Here is a 23,076-nt window from a genome sequence, read left to right as displayed (position 1 = left end):
TTCATGGCGACTCGAAGTCCTTGAGTCGCCTGGCGTGAAATGCCCCTCCCAAGTCACGCAGCCCAGCTAGCCGCCTCTACTCCCCTCGCTTGATTACGGATTCAGCGACAGCGGGTGGAGGTCAGCGTCTTTGCGAGCGGAAAGTTTAAATCGTCCCAAATAAATTACTTCGAGGTGCATTTTGCACCTTGCCTCGACCTATTGATCACATCATCATGGTCAAATGATCAAGTCAGAAGATCAGTCTCTATAACACAATAATAGGAGGCACTATGTCCTCGCACACTGCTCTTCCGGTGGAGCCACTCGATATATTGATTATGGGAGCCGGTGTGTCTGGCATCGGCGCGGCCGCGTATCTGCGCCGCCATCAGCGCCACAAGACGTTTACGATTCTCGAATCCCGTGAACGAATGGGCGGCACCTGGGACTTGTTTCGCTATCCAGGCATCCGTTCCGATTCGGACCTGTACACTTTCGGCTTCGACTTCAAGCCCTGGACCAAGGCGAAATCCCTGGCGGACGCCGCAGACATTCTCGAATACCTGCGTGAAGCGGTCGACGAGTATGAGCTGGCGTCTCTCATCCAGTACAAGCAGAAAGTCGTCTCGGCGAACTGGCAATCGGACAAAGGCTTGTGGGCAGTGCGGGTGCAGGATGGTCACACAGGGCAAGTCCGTATCATCGAATGTCGCTGGCTGTTCAGCGCGGGCGGTTACTACCAGTACGAGCAAGGGTTCAGCCCGCGCTTCGAGGGGACCGAACAGTTCAAGGGACAGATCGTCCATCCGCAACACTGGCCGGAGAACCTGGATTACACGGGCAAGCGTGTCGTAGTGATCGGCAGCGGCGCGACAGCGGTGACCCTGATCCCGGCGATGGCGGATAAAGTTTCCAGCATCACGATGCTGCAGCGTACGCCTTCCTACATTATCAACCAGCCCGCCAATGATGCGGTTGCGGCGTTTCTGCGCAAGGTCCTGCCCGAGCAGGCCGCTTACTCCCTGACGCGCTACAAGAACGCTAGGATTACCCTGGCCTTCTGGGCTTTCTGCCAGCGCTTCCCCAAGCTCTCACGCAAACTGCTCCTGTGGCTCACGCGCAAGGAGCTGCCGAAAGACTATCCGGTCGACGTGCATTTCAATCCGCCCTACAACCCTTGGGATCAGCGCTTGTGCACGGTTCCCGAAGGCGATCTGTTCAAGGCGATAAGCATGGGTAAGGCTGACATCGTCACCGACCATATCGAGCGTTTCACCGAATCCGGCGTGTTGCTCAAGTCCGGCAAAACGTTGGAAGCAGACATCGTGATTACAGCCACTGGGCTGAATGTGCAGATGTTCGGGGGAATCAGCCTGTACAAGGATGAAAAGCCTGTGGTGCTGAGTGAGACCCTGGCCTACAAAGGAACCATGCTCTCCGGTGTACCTAACTTCGCGTTCGCGGTGGGCTACACCAACTCCTCCTGGACCCTGAAAGTCTGCCTGCTGTGCGACCACTTCTGTCGCTTGCTGGGTTTCATGGACAGCCACGGCTATAACGTCTGCGAGCCTCAGGCGCCAGAAGGGATAGAGACCCGCCCTCTACTGGATTTCGGTGCCGGCTATGTGCAACGCGCCTTGGACAGCATGCCGCGCCAGGGGCCCAGCGAGCCCTGGGTGATGTCGATGGATTATTTCCGCGACGTCAAACTCCTGCGTCGTGGCACTGTGGCTGACAAGTGCCTGGGGTTCTCCTCGGTACCCAGCGCGCCCTTGCGCGCGCAGGTCGAACTGCAGCAACAAGGTAGCGGTCAATGAACACTGATCGCTTCTGCGAACTGCCAGGCAAGCGCACCCTTTGCTATCGCAGCCACGGGCCTGAAACGGCGCCTGCGGTCATCCTTATCGTCGGGCTGGGGTTGCAGTTGATCTATTGGCCACAGCCGATCATCGCCGGCCTTGTCGAGCAAGGGTTTCGAGTCATCACGCTGGACAACCGCGACTCGGGTCGGTCTTTCTGCACCAACGTCGTGCCTCCCACGTCGATGCAGCAATTCTTGCGCAAGCGCACCCCCGGCTATGACCTGGGTGACATGGCCACTGACGTGATAGGCCTCATGAACGGCTTGGAATTGGAAACCGCGCACGTGGTGGGAATGTCGATGGGCGGCATGATTGCCCAGACGCTCGCCGCCCGTTTCCCACAGCGGGTCAGGACCCTGACTTCGATCTTCTCGACCACCGGATCCCTGCGCGTAGGTCAGCCCGCGTTCAAGGCTATTCGGCAGTTACTGCGCCGCCCGCCGCGCAGTGAGCAGGAAAGCCTTCGCGACTACCTGGACATCATGCGCCTGATAGGTTCGACCCTCGAGTGGAATGAGCCCGGCTTCCGGGAGTACGCCCTATCGGCCTGGGAACGAGGCGGTGGCGAGGCCGGCAACATCGGCACCGCCAGGCAGATCGGCGCAATCATCAATTCCGGCGACCGCACCCAGGAACTGCAGCGGATTCGTTGCCGCACCCTGGTCATCCATGGCGATAACGATCTCATGGTCGCCACCAGCGGCGGTTACGCCACGGCGGCAGCGATCCGTGGATCCAGCCTGGTGCTGCTGCCCGGGATGGGACACGACTTCCCGCCTTGCTTGTCCGGCACGCTGCTGTCCCTGCTGGCAGGGCACATGCGCTAGCGCAATCACTCTTTTAGGGGCGTGTTGCTTGGCCGCCCCTCTTTTTATTCCACGAGGCTTCGCGCAACACGTTTCACCCGCCCACAAAATAACAATATTCCAGCTTCAAACACGCCTGCGCTGCTACCACGGCCTGGCGCAATGCTCCTCCACTGCCCTTCGACAATGACAACAACTGAGCAAGAGGTATGTATGGAATTCAAGTTTTTACTCCCCACCAGAATCGTGATGGAACCTGGCCTGCGCGAGCGCACGGGCGAACATCTGCGGGAACTCGGGCTGACGCGCATCCTGATCGTGACCGATGCCGGGGTGAAGGCGGCAGGCCTGTTGACCAGCGTCTATGCCAGCCTGGAACAGTCGGGCATCTCGTTCGATGAAATCGCGGATGTGAAAGCAAACCCGCGCAGCGAGGACATCAACCAGGCGGCGCAACTGTACCGCGGCAAAGGCATCGATGGCCTTTTGGCCGTGGGCGGCGGCAGCGCGATGGACGCGGCCAAGGCCATCAGCCTGCTGCTGACCCACGAGGGCCGGATCGAAGACTACGAGGGTTCTTTCACCCTTAAGCATGCCATTGCACCTATCGTCGCCATCCCGACCACCGCGGGCACCGGCAGCGAGGTGACCTGTTTCTCGGTGATCACCGACACGGTCCGCCATTTCAAGATGAGCGTTCAGGATTACCGGGTGGGCCCTGTTTTGGCACTGCTCGACTCCCATATTCTCGACACGCTACCCGCGCCGATTGCCGCCGCAACCGGCATGGATGCCCTCACCCACGCCATCGAAGCCTACACCTGCCGCGTGTCGAACCCGATCAGCGACGGCCTCGCACTGCACGCCATCCGCCTCATCAGCCAACACCTCAAGCCTGCCGTGCTGGAGCCTGGCAACCTGCATGCCCGCGAGCAAATGCTGGTGGCCAGCCTGATCGCCGGCATGGCCTTCGGCAACGCGGACGTTGGTAGCGTGCACTGCATCTCCGAAGCCATCGGTGGCATGTACGACACGCCGCACGGCGTGGGCAATGCGATCTTCCTGCCGTTTGTGTTCGGCCATAACCGCGATGCCGATATCAGCCGTCACGCACAGGTCGCCTATGCGTTGGGGATCGACCCCAACCTCTCGCCTGTCGATGCCGCCGAGGCGGCTGTCGGCTACCTGTTCCAGATGAGCAAGGACCTGGGTATTCCCCGCTTCGCCGAGGTGAAAGGCGTGTGCGAGGAAGACTTCCTGGCCATCGCCGAAAAGTCGAAGAAGAACTTCTCCGACGGCAGCAATGCCAAGGAGATGACCGTGCAAACCTACCGTGAAATCGTCGCCACTGCTTACCACTTCGTCGCGTGAGGGCTGTCAGTCATGAGCGGATCAATCCCTGGCGCTTCATTGAAGCGCACCCTGGGCTCGTTTTCGGTGCTGCTGTTCGGCCTGGCATTCCTGGCCCCGTTGATCGTCTTCGGCACCTATGGCGTGATCACGCAGGCCAGTGGGAACACCACGGCGATGGCCTATCTCATCGCGGCGACCGGCGTGGTGTTCACGGCGCTAAGCTACGGCCGGCTGGTCAAGGTGTTTCCGGTCGCCGGTTCGGCCTACACCTACACCCGCAAGATGCTGAGCGCTAACCTCGGCTTCATGGTGGGCTGGGCGGCCCTGCTCGATTACTTCTTCATCCCGATGCTGATCTGGCTGCTCGGCGCCAGTTACCTCAACATGGCGTTTCCAGAAGTGCCGCAGTGGATGTGGATCACCGGGTTCATCGTCTCCACCTCGCTGCTGAATGTGTTGGGTATCCAGGTCGCCAACCGCTTCAACGTGCTGTTGATGGTCGCGCAACTGGCCATCATCGTCGTGTTCATCGGCCTGTGCATGCACTACATCGTCGCGGTCAACGGCCCTGGCGGACTCCTGTCGGCCAGGCCGTTCTTCAATCAGGACGTGCCCTTCTCTACCAGCATGGCCGGCGCCGCCATCGCCGCGTACTCGTTCCTGGGCTTCGACGCACTGTCCACGCTCAGTGAGGAAACCCATGATCCGGGCCGCACGCTACCGCGCGCCATCCTGCTGGTCGCGTTGATCGGCGGCTCGGTCTATGTCGGCTCTTCGTATTTCATGCACCTGGCGCACCCCTCCCCCATGTTCGAGCTTGTAGACGGGGCTGCCTTCGAGATCGCCCGCATGATCGGCGGCGACCTGTTCTTCGCTGTGGTCCTGGCGGGCATCATCATCGCTCACTTCGCTGCGGGGATGTCGTTTCAGGCCAGCGTGGGTCGGCTGCTGTATGCCCTCGGCCGGGACAACCAACTGCCGCGCAAGTTGTTCGGTGCATTGCACCCTCGCTACAAGACACCCGTTTTCAACATTCTGCTTTGCGGCATTTTTGGCACCGCCGGTTTTGGCCTGACGATCGCCACCGCCACATCCCTGGTGAACTTCGGCGCTTTTCTCGCCTTCACCGCAGTCAACCTGTGTGCGCTGCGCCTCACCTTCGATGTCCGCGTCAAGGACGGGGCCGGCTTGCTGCGCGGTGTGCTCTTCCCACTCATCGGTCTGGTCACGGCCGGCTGGATGCTCGCCAGTCTGGATAAAGACGCCCTGATCATGGGTTGTATCTGGCTCAGCCTGGGTGCGGTTTATCTGGCGTGCCGGACCAGCTTCTTCCGCTATCCGGTACCTGACACGCTGGTGTAGCGATCGCCCTTCATTCGAACACTCCGACAACAACCACGGGGCAGGCCTCTGGCGTGCCTTTTAACGGTGAGAATCGATATGCAAACCAAACTTCTGATCAATGGCGCCCTGGTGGCCGGCGAAGGCGATGACCTCGCCGTGTACAACCCTTCCCTGGGCAGTGTCCTGGTGCAGACCGTCGAGGCGAGCCGCGCGCAGGTTCACGCCGCGGTGCAAAGCGCAGATGCGGCGTTTGAGGCGTGGTCCCAAACGCCGCCCAAAGACCGCTCGGCATTGCTGCTCAAACTCGCTGACAGGATCGACGCCCAGGCGCCGGTGTTCGCTCGCCTGGAGGCGGACAATTGCGGCAAGCCATTCACCGCCGTGCTGCAAGACGAACTACCCGCCGTCTCGGACGTGTTCCGTTTCTTTGCTGGCGCCGTGCGCTGCCTGCAAGGCTCGGCGGCGGGGGAGTACATTCCGGGCCACACCTCGATGATCCGCCGTGACCCGGTGGGCGTAGTCGCCTCCATCGCACCGTGGAACTACCCGCTGTTGATGGCCGCATGGAAACTCGGTCCGGCCTTGGCCGGCGGCAACACCGTCGTGCTCAAACCTTCGGAACACACCCCGATGAGCACTTTGAAGCTGGGCGAGCTGCTCGCCGAGATCTTCCCCGCCGGCGTGGTCAACATCGTCCACGGCCGCGGCGCTTCGGTCGGTGAACCACTGACCAGCCACGCCCAGGTGCGCATGGTGTCGCTGACCGGCTCCGTGCGCACCGGCAGCCGCATCATCGAAGGCACTGCCGACAGCGTCAAACGGATGCACATGGAGCTCGGCGGCAAGGCCCCGGTGTTGATCTTCGACGATGCCGACATCGATGCAGCCGTTGAAGGCATTCGCGCCTTCGGCTTCTACAACGCCGGCCAGGACTGCACCGCTGCCTGCCGTCTCTATGTGCAGAAGTCGGTCTACCCGGAGTTCGTGCGCAAGCTCGGCGAAGCCGTGTCCAGCATCAAGTGCGGGCTTCAGGATGACCCGACGACCGAGATGGGCCCGCTCATCACCCAAGAGCACCTGGAGCGTGTCGAGGGCTTTGTCAACCGCGCCAGGGAGCTGCCTCACATCGAGGTGGTCACCGGCGGCAAGCGCGCTGCGGGTGGCGGGTTCTTCTTCGAGCCGACGGTGCTGGCCGGCGCCACGCAGGAGGACGAGGTGGTGTGTCGGGAAATCTTCGGCCCGGTGGTGACGGTTTCGCAATTCGAAGACGAAGCCCAGGCACTGGCCTGGGCCAACGAATCGGACTACGGCCTGGCCTCATCGGTGTGGACAGCCGATGTCGGTCGCGCCCATCGCTTGGCCGCTCGCCTGCAATACGGCTGCACCTGGGTCAACACCCACTTCATGCTGGTGAGCGAAATGCCCCATGGCGGGGTGAAGCTGTCCGGCTACGGCAAGGACCTGTCGATGTACGGGCTGGAAGACTACACCGTGGTGCGCCACGTGATGTTCAAGCACTGACCGCCCCAAGCCCACGTAGCCCAGATCAATTGACGAGGTAATGCATGAACAACATAGAAACGTTCGAGAGGCTCGAATCCAACGTGCGGATGTACTGCCGTGACTTGCCGCTGGTGTTCGATACCGCTCAGGGCAGCAAGATCCGTGGTGAAGACGGCCGCGAGTACCTGGACTTCTTCGCCGGCGCCGGCGCCCTGAACTATGGCCACAACGAACCGCGCATGCGCGATGCCCTGATCGCGTATCTGTCGTCCAACGGTGTGACCCACGCCCTCGATCTGCACACCACCACCAAGCGCCAGTTCCTGGAGGCGATCGAGCGTGACTTGTTCAAGCCACGCGGCTGGGACTACAAAGTGCAGTTCACCGGCCCGACCGGAGCCGATGCCGTCGAGGCGGCGTTGAAGCTGGCGCGCAAGGCGACGGGACGCACCAAGATCGTGTCGTTCTACGGGGCTTACCATGGCATGACGGCCGGTGCCCTGGCCGTCACCGGCAATCGTACTCGCCGCGGCCCTGGGCTTTGTACCGATGTGGTGTTCGTGCCCTACGAAGACAGCCCCTACGGTGAATTCGACAGCATTGGCTTTCTCGAACGTCTGGCCAACGATCAGGGCAGTGGCTCGGAATTGCCGGCGGCGGTGATCGTCGAGTCCGTGCAGATCCAGGCTGGCGTCTATGCCGCCTCCAACGACTGGCTCCAGCGCTTGCGCAAGTGGACCAGCGATCACGACGTGCTGCTCATCTGTGACGAGATCCAGGCCGGCTGCGGTCGGACCGGTGACTTCTTCGGCTTCGAGCGCTCAGGCGTGGAGCCGGACCTGATCACCTGCGCCAAATCGATCGGCGGCTTCGGCCTGCCGATGGCGATCGTATTGATTCGCGCCGGGCTCGATGTATGGCAACCCGGCGATCACATCGGCACCTTCCGCGGCAACCAACTGGCCTTCTTGACGGCCCAGATCGCGCTCGGCTATTGGCGCGATGAGTCGTTCCTGAAGTTGCTGGCCACCAACTGCGCGGCCATGGAGCGCGCGGTCGCCGGTTTCGCGGAAATTCCTGGCGTCGCCTCCGCGCGCTGTCGCGGCATGATCGCCGGTATCGACTTCGGTCGCGGCAACGTCGCATTCGCCAAGAATGCCCAGCAGCGTGTGCTGCAGGCGGGTGTGCTGGTCGACCGCTGCGGCCCGAACGGCGAAATCATCAAGCTGATGCCACCGGTGAACACCCCGACCGAGCAACTCGAAGAAGGCCTGCAAGCCTTCGGTGAGTCGGTCGCGGCAGCCCTGAGCCAGTAACTGCATGGACCTGCCGTGCGGCCTTATCAATACAAGCGCCGCACGGCAGGCTCATAACATGCAGTCGACAACTGGCCACTGGCACTCATCCTCCAGCGCGCTTGCATTTCAGTGATCCACCGCACCGCTGGCGCCAAGGCCGGTCTGGCTCCGTACGAACTGGTCGGCGAAGGCGGCCCTCTCGGCTTTGGCCCGCACACTCCGGTCCAGCCGGGAAACGCCATACGCCACCGCAAACGCCAGCGGCATGGAGAACAGCGCAGGCTGGGTATAGGGGAACAACGGCTCGGCGAAATGCAACACATCCACCCACACCAGTTTGGAGAACACCACGAAGCCCATGGCGCTGAGCAACCCGACGTAGCCACCGGCCAACGCGCCGCGGGTGGTCAGACCCGACCAGAACATCGACAGGAACAGCACCGGGAAGTTGGCCGAAGCCGCGATCCCGAAGGCCAGCGCGACCATAAAGGCCACGTTGATGTTTTCGAACACGATGCCCAGGGCTATTGCCACCAGCCCGAGGGCCAGGGTGGCCAGCTTGGTTACCCGCAGCTCCTGCGACTCGCTGGCTGCGCCTTTCCTGATCACCCGCGCATACAGATCATGAGCAATGGCGGACGCCCCGGCCAGGGCCAGGCCTGACACCACGGCCAGGATGGTGGCGAAGGTCACGGCAGATAGGAAGCCCAGCAGCAGGTTGCCGCCTACCGCCTGGGCCAGGTGCATGACCACCATGTTACCCCCGCCCAGCAGCTTGCCGCCCACCTGCCCGCCTTCGAAGAACTGCGGCTGCTGGCTGACGATCACGATCGACGCCAGGCCCAGCAGGAAAATGACATTGAAAAAGTAGCCGATGAATCCGGTGGCATAGAGCACCGACTTGCGCGCCTCACGGGCATCGCTCACGGTGAAGAAGCGCATCAGGATATGCGGCAGCCCCGCCGTGCCGAACACCAGTCCCAGGCTCAGTGACAGGGCTGTCAACGGGTCCGCCAGCAGGCTACCGGGCGCCAGCAAACGTTCGCCCAGGGTGTGGACATCCATGGCCTGGCTGACCAGCGTGTCGTAGCTGAAGTCGAACTCGCGCATCGCCAGGAACAACACCAGCGAGCCGCCGATCAGCAGCAGGAATGCCTTGATGATCTGCACCCAGGTGGTCGCCACCATGCCGCCGAAGGTCACATACAGCATCATCAGCGCACCGACGATCACCAAAGCGATGTGGTAGTCCAGGCCGAACAGCAGCCTGATCAACTGCCCAGCCCCGACCATCTGCGCCACCAGGTAGAAACACACCACGGTCAGCGAGCCGATGGCGGCCATGGTGCGCACCTTGCCTTGGTCGAGGCGGTACGAAGTGATGTCGGCGAAGGTGAAGCGGCCCAGATTGCGCAGCCGCTCGGTCATCAACAGCAGTAACACCGGCCAGCCCGCGAAGAAGGCAATGAGGTAGATATAGCCATCCATTCCGGAGCTGTAGATGAGCGCGGTGATCCCCAGCAGCGTCGAGGCGGACATGTAGTCCCCGGCCAGCGCCAGACCATTCTGCCAGCCCAGGATGCCGCCGCCGGCGCTGTAGAAATCCGCCGTCGAGCGGGTGCGCCGCGCCGCCCACCCGGTGATGCACAAGGTGAACAGCACAAACACCATGAACATGCCGATGGCAGGCAGGTTGAGCGGCTGACGCTGACCCGCGTCGAGCGCAGGCGAAGCGAACAACAGGCCGGAGTGCAGCAACAAAGCCAGAGGCAGTAGTTTCTTCATGCGCCCTGCTCCTCTTCCAGCCCGGCGACCAGCGCCTGCGTCAGGCGATCGAACTCGCCGTTGGCCCGGTACACGTAGAACGCCGACAACGCACAGAAAAACACGAACACAAACGCGCCGGCCGCAACGCCGACGGTCATGTTCGACCCCTGGGCCAGGCGCCTGGCAATCAGCTCGGGCCAGAACGACACCAACCCGATGTAGGCATAGAACGTGGTCAGAATCAGCAGGAACAGGCTCAGGGTGAAACGGTTTCTGCGCGCCACCAATTGCTGGAACCGGACATTGGCGCGAACACGTGCATACAACGGACTGGACATGGGACACCTCGATCAATGTACTTGTTGTTATGGGTGTACAGGTGCTGCAAGTCGATCAGTGCTCGGTATCGGCAGTCTGCACCTCCTGTTGCCGGGCCCACTCGCGCAGGACGAACTTCTGGATCTTGCCGGTGGCGGTCTTGGGCAACTCCGTGAACGACACATGGCGCGGCGCCTTGAAGTGCGCCAGGCGCTCACGGCACCAGCGGATCAAATCGCCCTCCGTGACGGTGGCCAGCGCACCAACGCGCAGGCAGACAAAGGCGTGAGGGGTCTCGCCCCAGCGCGCATCCGGACGCGCCACCACCGCGGCCTCCATCACCTCGGGGTGCTGGTAAAGCACTTCCTCGATTTCCAGCGAGCTGATGTTCTCGCCCCCGGAAATGATGATGTCTTTGGCCCGGTCCTTGATTTCCACGTACCCGTCCGGGTGCAGCACGGCCAGGTCGCCCGTGTGCAGCCAGCCATTGGCCAGCGCGCTGCGGGTGGCTTCCGGATTGTTCAGGTAACCTTTCATCACGGTGTTGCCACGCACCACCAGTTCGCCCAGGGTAAGGCCGTCGGGCGGGACCGGGCGGCCGGTATCGGTGTCCAGCACCGTGGCCTCTTCAAGCATCGGGTGGGCGACGCCCTGGCGACTCATGAATTGGGCTCTGGCCTCCAGCGGCAACTCGTCCACACCCGGTTGCCACAGGCACAGCGTGCTGGGGCCATAGCTTTCCGTCATGCCGTAGGCGTGGGTGATGCTGAAGCCGCGTGCCTCCATCGCGGCGATGACCGCGCTGGGCGGCGCGGCGCCGCCGGTGATCACCGATACCGGAGCGGGAGGCGTGCTGGCATGTTCGGCGTGGATCAGCATCGACATCACCACCGGCGCTGCGCTCAGGTGAGTGACGGCATGCTCGGCGATCGCGGCGTGGATCGCGTCAGGCTGGACCTTGCGCAGACACACATGCGTCCCTCCGGACAGGGTCACCGCCCAGGTATGGCTCCACCCGTTGCAATGGAACATCGGCAAAGTCCACAGGTAGACGCTGCGCGGGCCCAACTGGAAGATCAGCGCCCCGGCGCAAGCGTTGAGGTAGGCGCCGCGGTGATGCAGAACCACGCCCTTGGGGTCACCCGTTGTCCCGGATGTGTAGTTGATGGCGATCGACTGCCATTCGTTCTGCGGCGCACTCAGCGGCCGCCCGGGATCGCCTTGGGCCAGAAAAGCTTCGTAGTCCAGGTCAAGGGCCAGGTCGGCGCGCTCAGCCTGTTCATCGTCGATGCCCACCAGCAACGGCGGTGCATCGAGCATGGCCAGTGCCTGGTGGGCCACGGCACCGAACTCACGGTCGCAGATCAGCACCTTGGCCGCGCAATGACGCAAGATGAAGGCGATGCTGCGCGCCTCCAGGCGGATGTTGATGCATACCAGCACCGCCCCGGCACCGGGCACGCCATAGTGGGCTTCGAGCATCTCGGGGATGTTCGGCGCCAGCATCGCCACCCGTTCGCCCGGTTGCACGCCGACCCGCTCCAGGGCGCTGGCCAGGGCGCGGCTGCGCTCGTGCAACTGGCGGTAGCTGTAGCGCCTGGCGCCATAGACCACCGCATCGCGCTGCGGGTACACCTTCGCGGCACGCTTGAGAAACGACAGCGGCGACAGCGGAACATGGTTGGCTTCATTCGGAGCCAGGTCGTGCTCGAGGGTAGGAACCATCATGGCAGGAACCTCATCGACACATTGCTCAGGTCTTGCACGCACATACATACCTCCTGTTCTTGTTGTTATTGCGTCAGGGCGCGTTACAGGCTGCTGCACAGATGGCCGCCATCGACTACGATCTCAGCGCCGCTCATGGCCCGCCCGGCATCGCTGGCGAGCAGCAGCAAGGCGCCGTCCAGGTCGGCCGGTACACTGAAACGGCGACTTGGCACACGCGAGCGCAACTTGTCCCCGGCCTCGCTGGCCAGGAAGGTTTCGTTCAGGTCAGTCATCACGTAGCCAGGCGCCAGGGCGTTCACCCGGATGCCATGGCGCGCCAACTCCAGCGCCATGGCGCGGGTCAGGTGGGCCAGGCCGGCCTTGGCCGTCAGATAGGAACCAACGGCACCGGCCACACGGCTGGCGAGGATCGAGGTGACATTGATCAGGCTGCCCCCCTTCCCTGCGGCGACCATCCGCCGGGCACTTTCCTGGGCCATCGCCCAAGCGCCCTTGAGGTTGGTGTCGAGTACACGGTCCCAGCTGTCATCGTCGCCATCCAGCAAGGGCTGGCTGTCGCTTACCCCTGCGTTGTTGACCAGGACGTCCAGCGGACCGGCAGCATCGAGCACCTGACAGATATCTTCACGACAGGTCACATCGAGGGCGAAGGCCCGAGCCTTCCCTCCCGCCGCCTCGATGGCCTCGACCAGCGTGTGCAGCGGTGCCTGGCGCCTTGCAGTGACCACCACCTCGGCGCCTGCGGCGGCCAGGGTCATGGCGAAGTGGCGGCCGAGGCCGCTGGACGCGCCGGTCACCAGAGCGCGGCGCCCGTGGAGGGCGAACAGTCGGGTCAGGTTCGGCTGCATCAGTGGGCCTCCAGGCGCTGATCGAGCAGCTTTTTCGCCAGGCTCATGCGGTGCACTTCGCTCGGGCCGTCGTAGATGCGGAACGGGCGGATATCGCGGAAGATCCGCTCTACCACCGTATCGGCGGTCACCCCACGTCCTCCCAGCACCTGCACGCAACGATCAACCACACGCCACAGCGCTTCGGAGCTGATCACCTTTGCCATGCTTGATTCGACATTGGCACGCTGGCCCTGGTCGAGCACCCAGGCACAGTGCCAGACCGCCAGGCGTACCAAATGCAGGTCCATCATGTTGTCGGCCAGCATGAAGCCTACGCCCTGATGCTCGCCCAGTGCCTTGCCGAAGGCGCCGCGGGTGCGCGCATAGTCGCAGGCGATGTCGTGCGCGCGGCGCGCCGCGCCGAGCCAGCGCATGCAGTGCGTCAGGCGCGCCGGTGCCAGTCGCACCTGTGCATAACGGAACCCCTTGCCGATCTCACCGAGCACATCGCTCGCCGGAATACGCAAGTTGTCGAAACGCAACTGGCCGTGGCCGCCAGTGAAGCAGCTGTCCAGCGAGTCCAGCTGGCGTTCATGGATGATGCCGTCACGCTGCATGTCGGTCAGGAACATAGTCGCCGTGCCGTCCTCCATGCGCGCCATGATGATGCCGATATCGGCACCTTCGGCCCCGGTGATCAACCACTTGCGGCCGTTGATCAGGTAGTCGTCGCCATCGCGGGTAGCCGTGGTGCGCAGCATTGACGGGTCCGAACCGGAGCCCGGAGCAGGCTCCGTCATGGCGAAGCATGAACGGGCGTGACCTTGAACCAGCGGACGCAACCAACGGTCCTTCTGCGCTTCGGTGGCCACCACGTCCATCAGGTGGATATTGCCTTCATCCGGCGCATGGATGTTCAGCGCCACCGGGCCCAGCGGCGAATAGCCGGCCTCTTCGAAGACGACCGCCTTGGCCACATGGCTCAGCTCCAGGCCGCCCATTTCGCGGCTGGCGTGGGGCGTCAGCAAGCCGGCGGCGCGGGCGCGGGCCACCAGATCCTGGCGCAGAGCGTCGCTGGGGCCGTGGCTGTCCTGGCGTGGGTCGTTCTCGAACGGGATGACCTGTTCGGCGATGAAGTCTCGGGTCTTGGCCTGCAAGGCGAGCAGCTCGTCCGGGAGGGTGAAGTTCATGGTTGTCCTTCTGCGTGCTTGTCTGTCGGGAGAATGGGGTGGCTGAAGCCTTTCAGGGCAAGGCCTTGGGATTGCTGATCGCCAATCGGGCGACGGTGATCTGGTGCAATGTCTCGACCAGGGTGCGGCGGGTTGGCGGGGTGTCATGGCAGCCCTGGCGAATGGCGTGGACCAGTTGGCGGCGCAGGTCGGGCAACGTCGATGGCCCTGCGCCGACCAAGGCGGTCAGCCGCTCCTGCTCCAGGCCCTCGGCCTCGGGCCCCAGGCGGCTTTCGCGGGCCGCGATGGCCATGGCATTGGCAATCATCAGGGTCGGGTAACGCAACTCGCCGGGCAGCGCGGGCAGCAACTGCTCCAGCAGCGTCGTGCGGGCGATTTCGAGCAGTTCGTGGGCGTTGGGTTGGGTCATGGCGCTTCGGCTCCGGTCATGTGCAGAATGTCGAGCTCAAGCTCCGGCAGCAGCCGTCCGGTCAGCGCCAGCTCGATAGAAGGTTCTTCGCCTGACAGATGGCGCTGCCCTTGCTGCAAGGCAATCACTGCCCAGCGCAGGGTGGCCATGACCTGCCAGTAATGAAGCTGGCTGCGCTCGATACGCCGCGAAGACACCTGGTGGTAGCCGTGCAGGAAATCTTCCAACTGACCGATGCCACCGGCTTCGAGGTCCGGGCGTGTAAAGCGCCAGCAGCGGGCGGTGAACCAGCCGAGGTCCTCGCAAGGGTCGCCCCAGCCGGCGAACTCCCAATCGAGCACGGCTTCGAGCCCCTGTTCGCTGGCCAGGTAGTTGCCGGTGCGGTAGTCACGGTGCAACAGGCACAGGGAGCTGTCGCGTGGCGCATGCAGCTCGCACCAGCGCAGGCCCCACTCCAGCACCGGATAGGCGTCGGTCAGGGTGTCGAGGTAGCGGCGGTAGGCGCTGATGGTCACCAGGGCGGGGGAACTGTCCGGCGCCGGCAGGAAGTCCAGTGCGGCGCACGGCGGGCAAACCTGATGCAACCTCGCCAGGTTGGCGCCAAGCTGTACAGCCAGCCGCGCCTGGCCGGCTCCGGCGTTCGCACTGAGCTGGCGTCCGGCAGCGATACCCGGCACATACTCCATCAAGAAGAACACCCGCCCGTACATCCGCTCATCGCGGCACAGCCACAGCGGGCGCGGCACTTTCACACCGGCCTGATAAACCACCTGCAACACCGCGAATTCCTGTTCGCGATCGAGGCTGGCCGGCAGCGCAGAGAGCGCGTCGCTGCGCAGCACCCAGCGCCTGTCACCAGCCCAGGGGCCGCCCTCGATCAGCAGATCCAGCAGCCAGTTTTCCTGGATGGCGCCGCCGCTCAGGCGTTTGCGCGCCTGAATGATCACCCGCGTTGCCAAAGCCTGCTCACGGATGAATTCGGCCAAGCGGTGATCGGCAGTCATGGTCGCGAACGTATCGCAGGGTGGAGAAATTGTTGGTGAACTGCTCATGGGTCTATAAGCCCTGCCCTTGGTTTCTGAGTTGGCTGAACCGTAAGAGCAAGGCCTGGGCCAACTCTTCAAGAATCAGCCGCAGGCCGCATAAAGCCTGGACCCGGGAGTTTGCGAGGGAGCGAAAGACGCGCATGCTGTTGCATGTTTGCAACAGACTCATTCAGTATCGAAACATTTCAACCATGAACAGGTTCTACCATGGACGCTTTCGCCTCCCAGGTCGTCGTGCTGATCAGCCACTTGCAGCGCCCCCAGCAACGGAGTCGACTCGCCCACGTGGTAGCCGGACTCACAGCGCAATACCCCGGCACCCATATCGAAGTCCTCGACACGGCGGTGGCTGAAGCACTGCAGACCGCCCGTGATCTGGAAGAAGCGGCCAAGGTCGATGTATTCGTCTGCGCCGGCGCCACGGCCGCCTACCTGCGCAAACACCTGACGCGCCCGGTACTGGCGATGCGGGTCGGCAGCGGTGACCTGCTACGGGCGCTGGGACAGGCCCGCGAGCGTTCCTCCCGGGTCGCCGTGCTCAGCTACAACCACATCGACCGGGATCTGCAAGCCATGGCCGCGCTATTCACCGTCCAGGTTCACCAGGCCGCCTACACCACCCTGGAAGAAGCCCGCCAGGCCGTCGAGCAGGCGGCCCGGTCAGGTTGCCGCAGCATCATCGGCTCGTCGACGGTAGTTGAGCTGGCAGAACAGGCGGGGCTGCACGGCGTCCTGTCGCTGAGCGAGGACACCGCGCGCAAAGCGCTGGAGGAAGCCCTGGGCATTCTCGAGAGCCAACGCGTGGAGATCGCCAAGCGGCGGCATCTGAACGCCGTGCTGCAACATATCCCCGCCGGCGTAGCGGCAGTTGATAATCAGGGCGTGGTGCAATCCCTCAATCCGGCCCTTGCCCAACTGCTGGATTTGCCGGTCAGCGCCGCCCTGGGCCGGCCTTTACAACAACTATGCCCGGAATTGGACTTGCAGCAAGCATTGCAGGAGGGGGCCAGTGAAGAAAACCGGGTGATCCGGCTGGGTTCCCACGCAGTGGTCAGCAATTTGCTGCCTATCGTCGAAAACGGCGAGCGCACAGGCCTGGTACTCACCTGCCAGGACATTACCGCCGTACAACGTGCAGACCAACGCATCCGCTCCGCCCGCCGCCCCGGCGCTTTCAGCGCCCGCTATCGGCTCGAACAACTCAACGGCCACAGCAAGGTCAACCGCGACATGTTGCAGTTGGCCAAACGTTTCGCCGCCAGCCATTCGACGATCCTGATCACCGGCGAAAGTGGCACCGGCAAGGAACTGCTGGCCCAAGGGATCCACAACGAAAGTCCGCGCCGGCAAGGCCCTTTCGTCGCTATCAACTGCGCGGCGTTTCCCGAGTCGCTGCTGGAAAGTGAATTGTTCGGCTACGAGGAAGGCGCCTTCAGCGGCTCGCGCAAAGGCGGCAAACCGGGGCTGTTCGAGGCGGCGCACCGCGGCACGCTGTTCCTCGACGAGATCGGCGACATGCCCGTGTCGCTGCAAACGCGCTTGCTGCGCGTGTTGCAAGAGCGCGAAGTCCTGCGCCTGGGCAGCACCGAACCCATCGCCATCGACGTGCGCATCATCGCCGCCACCCACCAGGACCTGCGTGCCGCGATGGATAATGGCGATTTTCGTACCGATCTCTATTACCGGCTCAACATCTTGCGCCTGCAAACCACACCGCTTCGCGAACGGCCCGAGGACATTGCCCTGATCTGCGCAAGCATCAGCCAGCGCTTACTCGTCCAGGGCCAGCCGGCGAGCGCCGCAGAAATACCCGCCGCGTTGCTGCCATACCTCGAACGTTATGCGTGGCCAGGCAACGTCCGTGAACTGGAGAACGTAATCGAGCGGGCGATGCTCTCGGCGCACGAACTGCTTCAGGGGCATCGCGTGGACGAGCGGTACCTGGCTCGCGTACTGCCTGAGCTGTGCGAAGGCCCTGCCCTTTCACCTGCCCGGAAAAAGTCGTCACGCGAAACGGACCTGCACACCATCGGCAAGGCTGCCCAACTGCGGCATGTAAAGGAAACCCTGGAGAGCTGCCACGGCAATCACGACGAAGCCGCCCGTCGCCTCGGGATCAGCCGGACCACGCTGTGGCGCAGGCTGCGGTCGGAGTCCTGAGGGGGTAGCAACGTCCAGGCATTCAGGCGTGCCATTGTCTGCCTTGTTGAAAAGGCCGAATTGGAATCAGCTCATGAGCACACCGCCGCACGCTTTTCGCTGGGCAGTGCACAGCCCCGTCTCGGTAGTCGTCGCTCCCGCGAAGCCATGATTGGGATCATCGAGATGAACGACGTATGCATGGGGCCACCTGGCGCATACGCCACGTCTAAAAATATTTATTTTAAAAACAATGCGTTACGCATCAATTGATAAAATTTTAAAAATTTATCTTGCGCACTAATGTTTTATTCACTAAATTCACCACAACTTCTTAGCGCACAAACATTAAGCGCAGCAAACATCACCCGAAACGTCTGGATCAAGCCTCAGGAGAAACACCATGAAAGCACTCTACACCGCAGTAGCAACCGCCACCGGTGGCCGTGATGGCCGCGCTGTTTCGAGCGACAACATCCTTGACGTCAAGTTGACCACGCCAAAAGAACTCGGTGGCGCAGGCGGCCAAGCGACCAATCCTGAGCAGCTGTTTGCCGCCGGTTACTCGGCCTGCTTCATCGGCGCGCTGAAATTTGTCGCCAGCCAAGGCAAACGCAGCATCCCGGCGGACACCTCGATCACCGCGCACGTGGGAATCGGCCAGATCCCCGGCGGGTTTGGTCTGGACATCGATCTGTACATCAACCTGCCAGGCCTGGACCAAGCCGATGCCCAGGCGTTGGTCGACGCAGCCCACCAGGTCTGCCCTTACTCCAACGCCACCCGGGGCAACGTCGATGTACGGCTGCAGGTGAGCGTCTAACAGCGCCGGGCAAATAGAACCGAAACCACATTCTTCTCTCTTTACAGGTAGTGACTCATGAAAAAGATTCTTTCTGGCCTGGCCTTCGCCACCGCTTTCGCCGCCGCTGGTTTCGCCAACGCTGCTGAGGTCAAACCCACCGTGATTCTGGTACACGGCGCTTTCGCCGACTCGTCGAGCTGGAACGGCGTGGCGAAGATTCTGGAGAAGGACGGTTATCCGGTCATTTCAGCGGCGAACCCACTGCGCGGCGTCAGCAGTGATGCCCAATCCGTGGCGAGCATCGTCAAGAGCGTCAAGACCCCGGTGGTCCTGGTCGGCCATTCCTATGGCGGCGCGGTGATTAGTGAGGCGGCGTACGGCAATCAGAATGTGAAAGGCCTGGTGTATGTGGCGGCCTTCACTCCGGAAGCGGGCGAGACCGCGGCGGAACTGTCTGGACGCTTCCCCGGAGGCACCCTGGCTTCTGCCCTGTCAGCACCAGTCGAGCTGGTCGACGGCGGCAAGGACCTCTATATCCAGCAGGATAAATTCCACGATCAGTTCGCCGCCGACGTCCCCGAAGCTGAAGCGCGCCTGATGGCAATCGGTCAACGCCCTATCACCGTCGCCGCGCTGAACGAAGCCGCCACCGATCCGGCCTGGAAAACCATCCCGTCCTGGTTCGTGTACGGCGACAAGGACAAAAACATCCCGCCTCAAGCCATGGCGTTCATGGCCGAGCGTGCGCACTCCAAGCAAACCGTGGTGGTGAAAGGCGCCTCCCATGTGGTGATGGTTTCCAACCCGAAAGTGGTCGCCAGTCTGATCGAGAAAGCGGCGCAGTAACGGCAAACAGCAATTCCAGGGCCCGCACGTGCGGGCCCTGAAATTGCTGATCTTGAGCAGTCCTGGCTTGATGCGCTAACGCTATCTATCGATAATCACGCCCGTCAAAAAAACACATAAGCTCAAGGACACGGCGCATATCGACTTCCTTGCGTCGTTTCTACAGGCCCGCTCATAGAGAGGGCGCAGATCCTTCCGGGAACCAGCTGAAATCAAAAGGCCGTCACCCCGCTGCTCAGGCTTTGTAGGACAACCCGGCTCACCTCCTGAGCGCTACTTTCAAAGACCTCATGTGGACTTCGCTTTCTGGTAAGCGTTGATCAGGCTGTATCGACCCAATCTACTGATCGCCAAGGACTGGGCCCCGACTTTCAGGCCCGTCATTGCCTGGAAGATATAGCCAGTCACCGGAATGGTGTCGTTTATCATCGCGTCCAGAATTTTTACCACCAGCGTCTGCTTTGCATACTTATCGGAAGCTGCCGAGCTGGCCAACCTGTAATCGGTGCCGAATAATCCGATCAGGCAGTTGAACACCCACCTCGGCGACATCTGCTGCCCGTATTCCGTGTTTGTAAGGGTGCCGCCCAGACTGCCTTTGGATTCGATTATCAGGTATTCCTCGATAGCGCCCGTCAACATATTCCGGCGGGTCCAGATCTGGTCTATCCCATTCGTTCTTCCCGAGGCAGCTTTGCCGATTTTCATCTGGTAGTTCTGCCCCTCGATGGTCAGCAGGAATTTGGTCGCGGCATATTCCCCCCGGGCCTCGGTTTTCCCCGCATCACCCAGATTCTCAAAGTGAGTTCTGACTCGCCTGGCTGAATAGATGTCATGGTGGACAAATCTCTCCCAGCCTGGCTGGCTTGACCCATATGCATCATAGAGCCAGGATTTCACATTTCGCATCAGGTCGTAGTTGGCGCTGTTTAGTGTGACGATCTCGCTGAAACGTCGACCGAATTCACCTTGGGGTGTCAAACGGGCGGCCATGGTCTCAAAACCTTTTCTGGTTTCTTCTATGTTCTCCATGAACCACTGGACTTTCTCGGCGAGCGCACGATCGTTTATACCGAACACCACAGATGCCGATGGGTTTCTATTGATATGTTTAGGGTCTGTGTATCTGGCATCTCTTCTGATGGCTCGTTTGATTTGTGCTTCATCGGTTGAGTCCAGCAAGATCAGCTGGGTTGCAAGGTGCGTGGAACCGATGTTCGCGCCATATCGGTTTTGGTACTGGGTAATGACATGATCATCGATCTGATGGTTGGATTGGATAATGTTGATTGAACCAAGAGCGGTATAGGGGTAAGCCTTGGAGGACAGCGCGAGCTGACTTCCTGTGCCTGAATCAAACTGAAGGATTTCGGTGCTTTGCACCGTCGCAATGGGGATACAATATTCGAGTATCTTGCTGTTGAGCGCATCCATGGATGTATAGCTGTTCAGCTTGTTCACCGCTTTTCTCCTTCCCTGAAAATGCGACGTCGATCCCCCAAAATAGTCCACGGACTTATTCCATGCCAGGAAGATCGACTTCGGTCCCTCCCGAAAAAAGGCTGCTCGCAGATTCGTCGGGGAAGCACCGAAGCCGCATCAGTGCCGTCTAGAAAGGCAACTCGCGTAACGTTCCTCCTTCTCGTCCAAGACGCTCCAGATACGCGGCGTCATCCAGCAGTTGATAAGGAAAATAAAGTCCCGGCGCAGTAGGCGCGCGCCCGTCCAACCCAAGCAGCTGTTCAACGAGCATCGCAACGCTGAGGCCAGTCAGCGGTGCGGTGCCGGCGGGATGAACCACCGCGTGGCGTGTGCGCAACGCTTCGCCATTTTTGCCCTCACCCGCCAGCTCGATGATGATTTCGGTGGACATTGGGTCGCCCTGGCGACGGCTGGAGCTGGTGCCGATGGCCATGTTGAACTGAACGTCAGCCGCCCCCGTGGCAGCCGCCAGCCCGACCACGTCTATGGAGGAGAAACCGGTGGATTCGATCTCCCGGCCGTCCACTGCACGAAAAATCGCCTTGGCGCCCTCTCCTTCACGCCAGATGTACTCGCCGTCGCGTCGGGTCATGGCTGCGGGGAGCATTTTGTTCAGATGTTCAAAGTCGCTGGCAACAGTCGGTCCCCCGGTGTCCTGCTCGTCGATCAGCGCGCTGATCTTGATCTCGCGGACCCGAGAATAGGCCTTGGCGATATTCAACGTCGCCACGGTGGTCGCGCCAGCCATCCATTCATATCCGAGGACGATGGGTGCCGCGTTTGGCTTGTGCATGAAGGTCGCGATTTCCGGGGCGATCTCGAAGATCCCCGAGGATATGCTCAGATGTGGCACGCCCCGCATCTGGGCGAAGCGCAGCCCTGCGAGGGCATGATCCATGTAAAACACCACCACGCCACTGACTGGCCGATCGCCCAGTCCGAGGTCGCTGGCAGAAGCGTCAATCACCACGCCCTGCGCCCCGCCGATTTGCTCGGCGACTCGTTGGGCCTTGGCGAAGTCGCGGCCGCCGATCAGCAGCGGTACGTCGGGGTGGGCGGCGCGCAGTGCCCGGGCGGAATGATGGGCGATGGCGCCGGTGCCGCCCATGAACAAGATAGGATTAACAGACATAAGTATGTTCTCCTTGGGAGTAATTAACCTACTCTTGGTAGGTGAGTAATCAACATACACCTGAAAACCTACCGATGGTAGGTTTGTTGGGCCGGAGCGACGAAATGCCTGAAAATCCCGAAATCCCGAATTCAACGCGTCGGCTCTCGAAAGCCGAACGGCGGAGCCAGTTACTCGATACGGCGCTATCGATCGTGCGCGAGGAAGGCGCAGATCGCTTGACCCTCGGGCATCTGGCTGTCCGCGCCGGGGTGTCCAAGCCAGTGGTCTATGACCATTTCGAAACCCGGTCAGTCCTGTTGATCGAGCTTTACCGATGGATCGATACCGAGCGGGTCGACGCGTTCCGTGATGCCATGACCGAGACCGCACGGAGCCTGGAGGAAACCGCCCAGATTCTGGCCGGTGCCTACATTCAATGTGCAGCGGACCACAGCGATGAGTTCTTCGCAGTCGGCGCGGCCCTGGCGGGAAGTGAGGAGAAAGCGGCGGTTTTCCAGGAGTTGCTGGATCACTGTGTGCAGATGTTTGTCAGTGTGCTCAAGCCTCATGCGACCTTGCCAGCGGCTGAGCTGGAAAGCCGCTGCACCGGCCTGGTAGGTGCGGGTGAAGCCCTTGCAGGGGCGTTGGCGCGAGGGCGATATCGCCAGGAAGAAGCAATCCGCGCGTTTGCCTCCTTGATCAAGGGGGCTTTAGGTGATGTTGATCATGGCTGACGATGAACGGTCTGAATCGCTCTATAAAGCTGACTCATGTCCTTGAAAGCCTTGAACTCCAGTGCATTACCGCACGGGTCGAACAAAAACAGGGTGGCCTGCTCGCCGACGCGTAGTTTGTATAGGGAGCCCAAAGAGCCCCCACAGTTTTTTCCGCGTACCACTGTTCATTTATTGAAGATGACACTGCTCATGTACTGATTCAGATCGCGAAAATCCTGAACCCTCCAGGCGTAAGGCGCCAGCTTCACGCCGTTCTCTTTCAGGGTTCTGGGGATCAGGTCGCCATTGGGCCGAAGTATGATCGACGAGACAATAACGCCCGGATAATCACTCAGGCGTTTTTTGAATGCGGCACTTGTGAGATCAGGCGTAGGAGGATCGCTTTTTTTGGCCAGCGGTCCCGTTCCCTTGATGTCTGCGCCGTGGCACATGGCACATCGCTGTTGGTATAGGTTCTTCCCATTCGCGTTATCCGCGCAGGATGGTGCCATTTGAACGAGGGACAATATTGTTG

20 protein-coding genes and 1 pseudogene are annotated in these 23,076 nt (G+C 61.6%); 10 read left to right on the top strand and 11 right to left on the bottom strand.

Features of this window, described 5'->3' with window-relative positions:
* Positions 1 to 272: 272 nt before the first annotated feature.
* From ACLEJR_RS12350 to ACLEJR_RS12325, 6 genes are all read left to right on the top strand, one after another.
* Entirely contained in the window at positions 273 to 1,799 is a 1,527-nt protein-coding gene (locus ACLEJR_RS12350) for a flavin-containing monooxygenase (RefSeq protein WP_440791807.1), read from the top strand.
* Positions 1,796 to 2,671, top strand: coding sequence for an alpha/beta fold hydrolase (locus ACLEJR_RS12345; RefSeq protein ID WP_440814246.1), 876 nt, complete (start codon positions 1,796 to 1,798; stop codon positions 2,669 to 2,671). The genes ACLEJR_RS12350 and ACLEJR_RS12345 overlap by 4 nt, the downstream gene beginning before the upstream one ends.
* A gap of 192 nt (positions 2,672 to 2,863) precedes the next feature.
* Positions 2,864 to 4,021 (top strand): iron-containing alcohol dehydrogenase, encoded by a 1,158-nt coding sequence (locus tag ACLEJR_RS12340; RefSeq protein WP_440814243.1) that lies wholly within the window; start codon positions 2,864 to 2,866, stop codon positions 4,019 to 4,021.
* 12 nt (positions 4,022 to 4,033) lie between these two features.
* A complete protein-coding gene (locus ACLEJR_RS12335; protein ID WP_440814241.1) occupies positions 4,034 to 5,365 on the top strand; it encodes an APC family permease in 1,332 nt (443 codons plus the stop codon).
* Between the two features lie 78 nt (positions 5,366 to 5,443).
* Complete coding sequence (locus ACLEJR_RS12330) at positions 5,444 to 6,868, top strand: gamma-aminobutyraldehyde dehydrogenase (protein WP_440791800.1); 1,425 nt, start codon at positions 5,444 to 5,446, stop codon at positions 6,866 to 6,868.
* Positions 6,869 to 6,912: 44 nt separating this feature from the next.
* A complete protein-coding gene (locus ACLEJR_RS12325; RefSeq protein ID WP_440814239.1) occupies positions 6,913 to 8,166 on the top strand; it encodes a diaminobutyrate--2-oxoglutarate transaminase in 1,254 nt (417 codons plus the stop codon).
* Between the two features lie 108 nt (positions 8,167 to 8,274).
* Here ACLEJR_RS12325 and ACLEJR_RS12320 read toward each other — a convergent pair whose 3' ends face one another.
* The 7 genes from ACLEJR_RS12320 to ACLEJR_RS12290 all read right to left on the bottom strand — a co-directional run bounded on the left by ACLEJR_RS12320 (position 8,275) and on the right by ACLEJR_RS12290 (position 15,445).
* Entirely contained in the window at positions 8,275 to 9,933 is a 1,659-nt protein-coding gene (locus ACLEJR_RS12320; protein ID WP_440814237.1) for a cation acetate symporter, read from the bottom strand.
* Entirely contained in the window at positions 9,930 to 10,253 is a 324-nt protein-coding gene (locus ACLEJR_RS12315; protein WP_440814235.1) for a DUF485 domain-containing protein, read from the bottom strand. The genes ACLEJR_RS12320 and ACLEJR_RS12315 overlap by 4 nt, the downstream gene beginning before the upstream one ends.
* Before the next feature lie 55 nt (positions 10,254 to 10,308).
* On the bottom strand, positions 10,309 to 11,961 hold the full coding sequence (locus ACLEJR_RS12310; protein WP_440814233.1) for an acyl-CoA synthetase: 1,653 nt from the start codon (positions 11,959 to 11,961) through the stop codon (positions 10,309 to 10,311).
* Between the two features lie 83 nt (positions 11,962 to 12,044).
* On the bottom strand, positions 12,045 to 12,812 hold the full coding sequence (locus ACLEJR_RS12305; RefSeq protein WP_440814231.1) for an SDR family NAD(P)-dependent oxidoreductase: 768 nt from the start codon (positions 12,810 to 12,812) through the stop codon (positions 12,045 to 12,047).
* Positions 12,812 to 13,984 (bottom strand): acyl-CoA dehydrogenase family protein, encoded by a 1,173-nt coding sequence (locus ACLEJR_RS12300; RefSeq protein WP_440814229.1) that lies wholly within the window; start codon positions 13,982 to 13,984, stop codon positions 12,812 to 12,814. Before ACLEJR_RS12300 ends, ACLEJR_RS12305 begins: the two co-directional genes overlap by 1 nt.
* A 52-nt stretch (positions 13,985 to 14,036) precedes the next feature.
* Positions 14,037 to 14,393 (bottom strand): DUF6285 domain-containing protein, encoded by a 357-nt coding sequence (locus ACLEJR_RS12295; RefSeq protein ID WP_440814227.1) that lies wholly within the window; start codon positions 14,391 to 14,393, stop codon positions 14,037 to 14,039.
* Positions 14,390 to 15,445 (bottom strand): phosphotransferase family protein, encoded by a 1,056-nt coding sequence (locus tag ACLEJR_RS12290; RefSeq protein ID WP_440814225.1) that lies wholly within the window; start codon positions 15,443 to 15,445, stop codon positions 14,390 to 14,392. Before ACLEJR_RS12290 ends, ACLEJR_RS12295 begins: the two co-directional genes overlap by 4 nt.
* 201 nt (positions 15,446 to 15,646) lie before the next feature.
* Between ACLEJR_RS12290 and prpR the strand changes: the two genes are divergently transcribed.
* The 3 genes from prpR (at position 15,647) to ACLEJR_RS12275 (ending at position 19,229) form a co-directional block, all read left to right on the top strand.
* Entirely contained in the window at positions 15,647 to 17,599 is a 1,953-nt protein-coding gene (gene prpR, locus ACLEJR_RS12285) for a propionate catabolism operon regulatory protein PrpR (protein ID WP_440814223.1), read from the top strand.
* Between the two features lie 382 nt (positions 17,600 to 17,981).
* Positions 17,982 to 18,401, top strand: a complete 420-nt coding sequence (locus ACLEJR_RS12280) for an organic hydroperoxide resistance protein (RefSeq protein WP_440814220.1) — start codon at positions 17,982 to 17,984, stop codon at positions 18,399 to 18,401.
* Positions 18,402 to 18,458: 57 nt separating this feature from the next.
* Positions 18,459 to 19,229 (top strand): alpha/beta fold hydrolase, encoded by a 771-nt coding sequence (locus ACLEJR_RS12275; RefSeq protein WP_440791774.1) that lies wholly within the window; start codon positions 18,459 to 18,461, stop codon positions 19,227 to 19,229.
* Positions 19,230 to 19,517: 288 nt separating this feature from the next.
* On the opposite strand, the gene ACLEJR_RS12270 is transcribed toward ACLEJR_RS12275, so the two are convergent.
* Together ACLEJR_RS12270 and ACLEJR_RS12265 are read right to left on the bottom strand one after the other, a co-directional pair.
* Positions 19,518 to 20,690 (bottom strand): hypothetical protein, encoded by a 1,173-nt coding sequence (locus tag ACLEJR_RS12270; protein WP_440814218.1) that lies wholly within the window; start codon positions 20,688 to 20,690, stop codon positions 19,518 to 19,520.
* A 148-nt stretch (positions 20,691 to 20,838) separates the two neighbouring features.
* A complete protein-coding gene (locus ACLEJR_RS12265; protein ID WP_440814216.1) occupies positions 20,839 to 21,843 on the bottom strand; it encodes an NAD(P)-dependent oxidoreductase in 1,005 nt (334 codons plus the stop codon).
* Between the two features lie 104 nt (positions 21,844 to 21,947).
* On the opposite strand from ACLEJR_RS12265, the gene ACLEJR_RS12260 reads away from it, so the two are divergent.
* Positions 21,948 to 22,559, top strand: coding sequence for a TetR/AcrR family transcriptional regulator (locus tag ACLEJR_RS12260; protein WP_440814215.1), 612 nt, complete (start codon positions 21,948 to 21,950; stop codon positions 22,557 to 22,559).
* On the opposite strand, the pseudogene ACLEJR_RS12255 reads toward ACLEJR_RS12260, so the two are convergent.
* Positions 22,550 to 22,681: pseudogene (locus ACLEJR_RS12255) on the bottom strand (hypothetical protein); the annotation flags it as partial. The gene ACLEJR_RS12260 and the pseudogene ACLEJR_RS12255 sit on opposite strands and share 10 nt — an antisense overlap.
* Before the next feature lie 45 nt (positions 22,682 to 22,726).
* Positions 22,727 to 23,053 (bottom strand): c-type cytochrome, encoded by a 327-nt coding sequence (locus tag ACLEJR_RS12250; RefSeq protein ID WP_440814360.1) that lies wholly within the window; start codon positions 23,051 to 23,053, stop codon positions 22,727 to 22,729.
* Positions 23,054 to 23,076 lie beyond the last annotated feature (23 nt).

This window comes from Pseudomonas sp. SMN5 (assembly GCF_052041925.1).
In the GTDB taxonomy this organism is placed as follows: domain Bacteria; phylum Pseudomonadota; class Gammaproteobacteria; order Pseudomonadales; family Pseudomonadaceae; genus Aquipseudomonas.
Note: the sequence above shows the minus strand (reverse complement) of the source record. Positions and strands in the feature narration are given on the sequence as shown.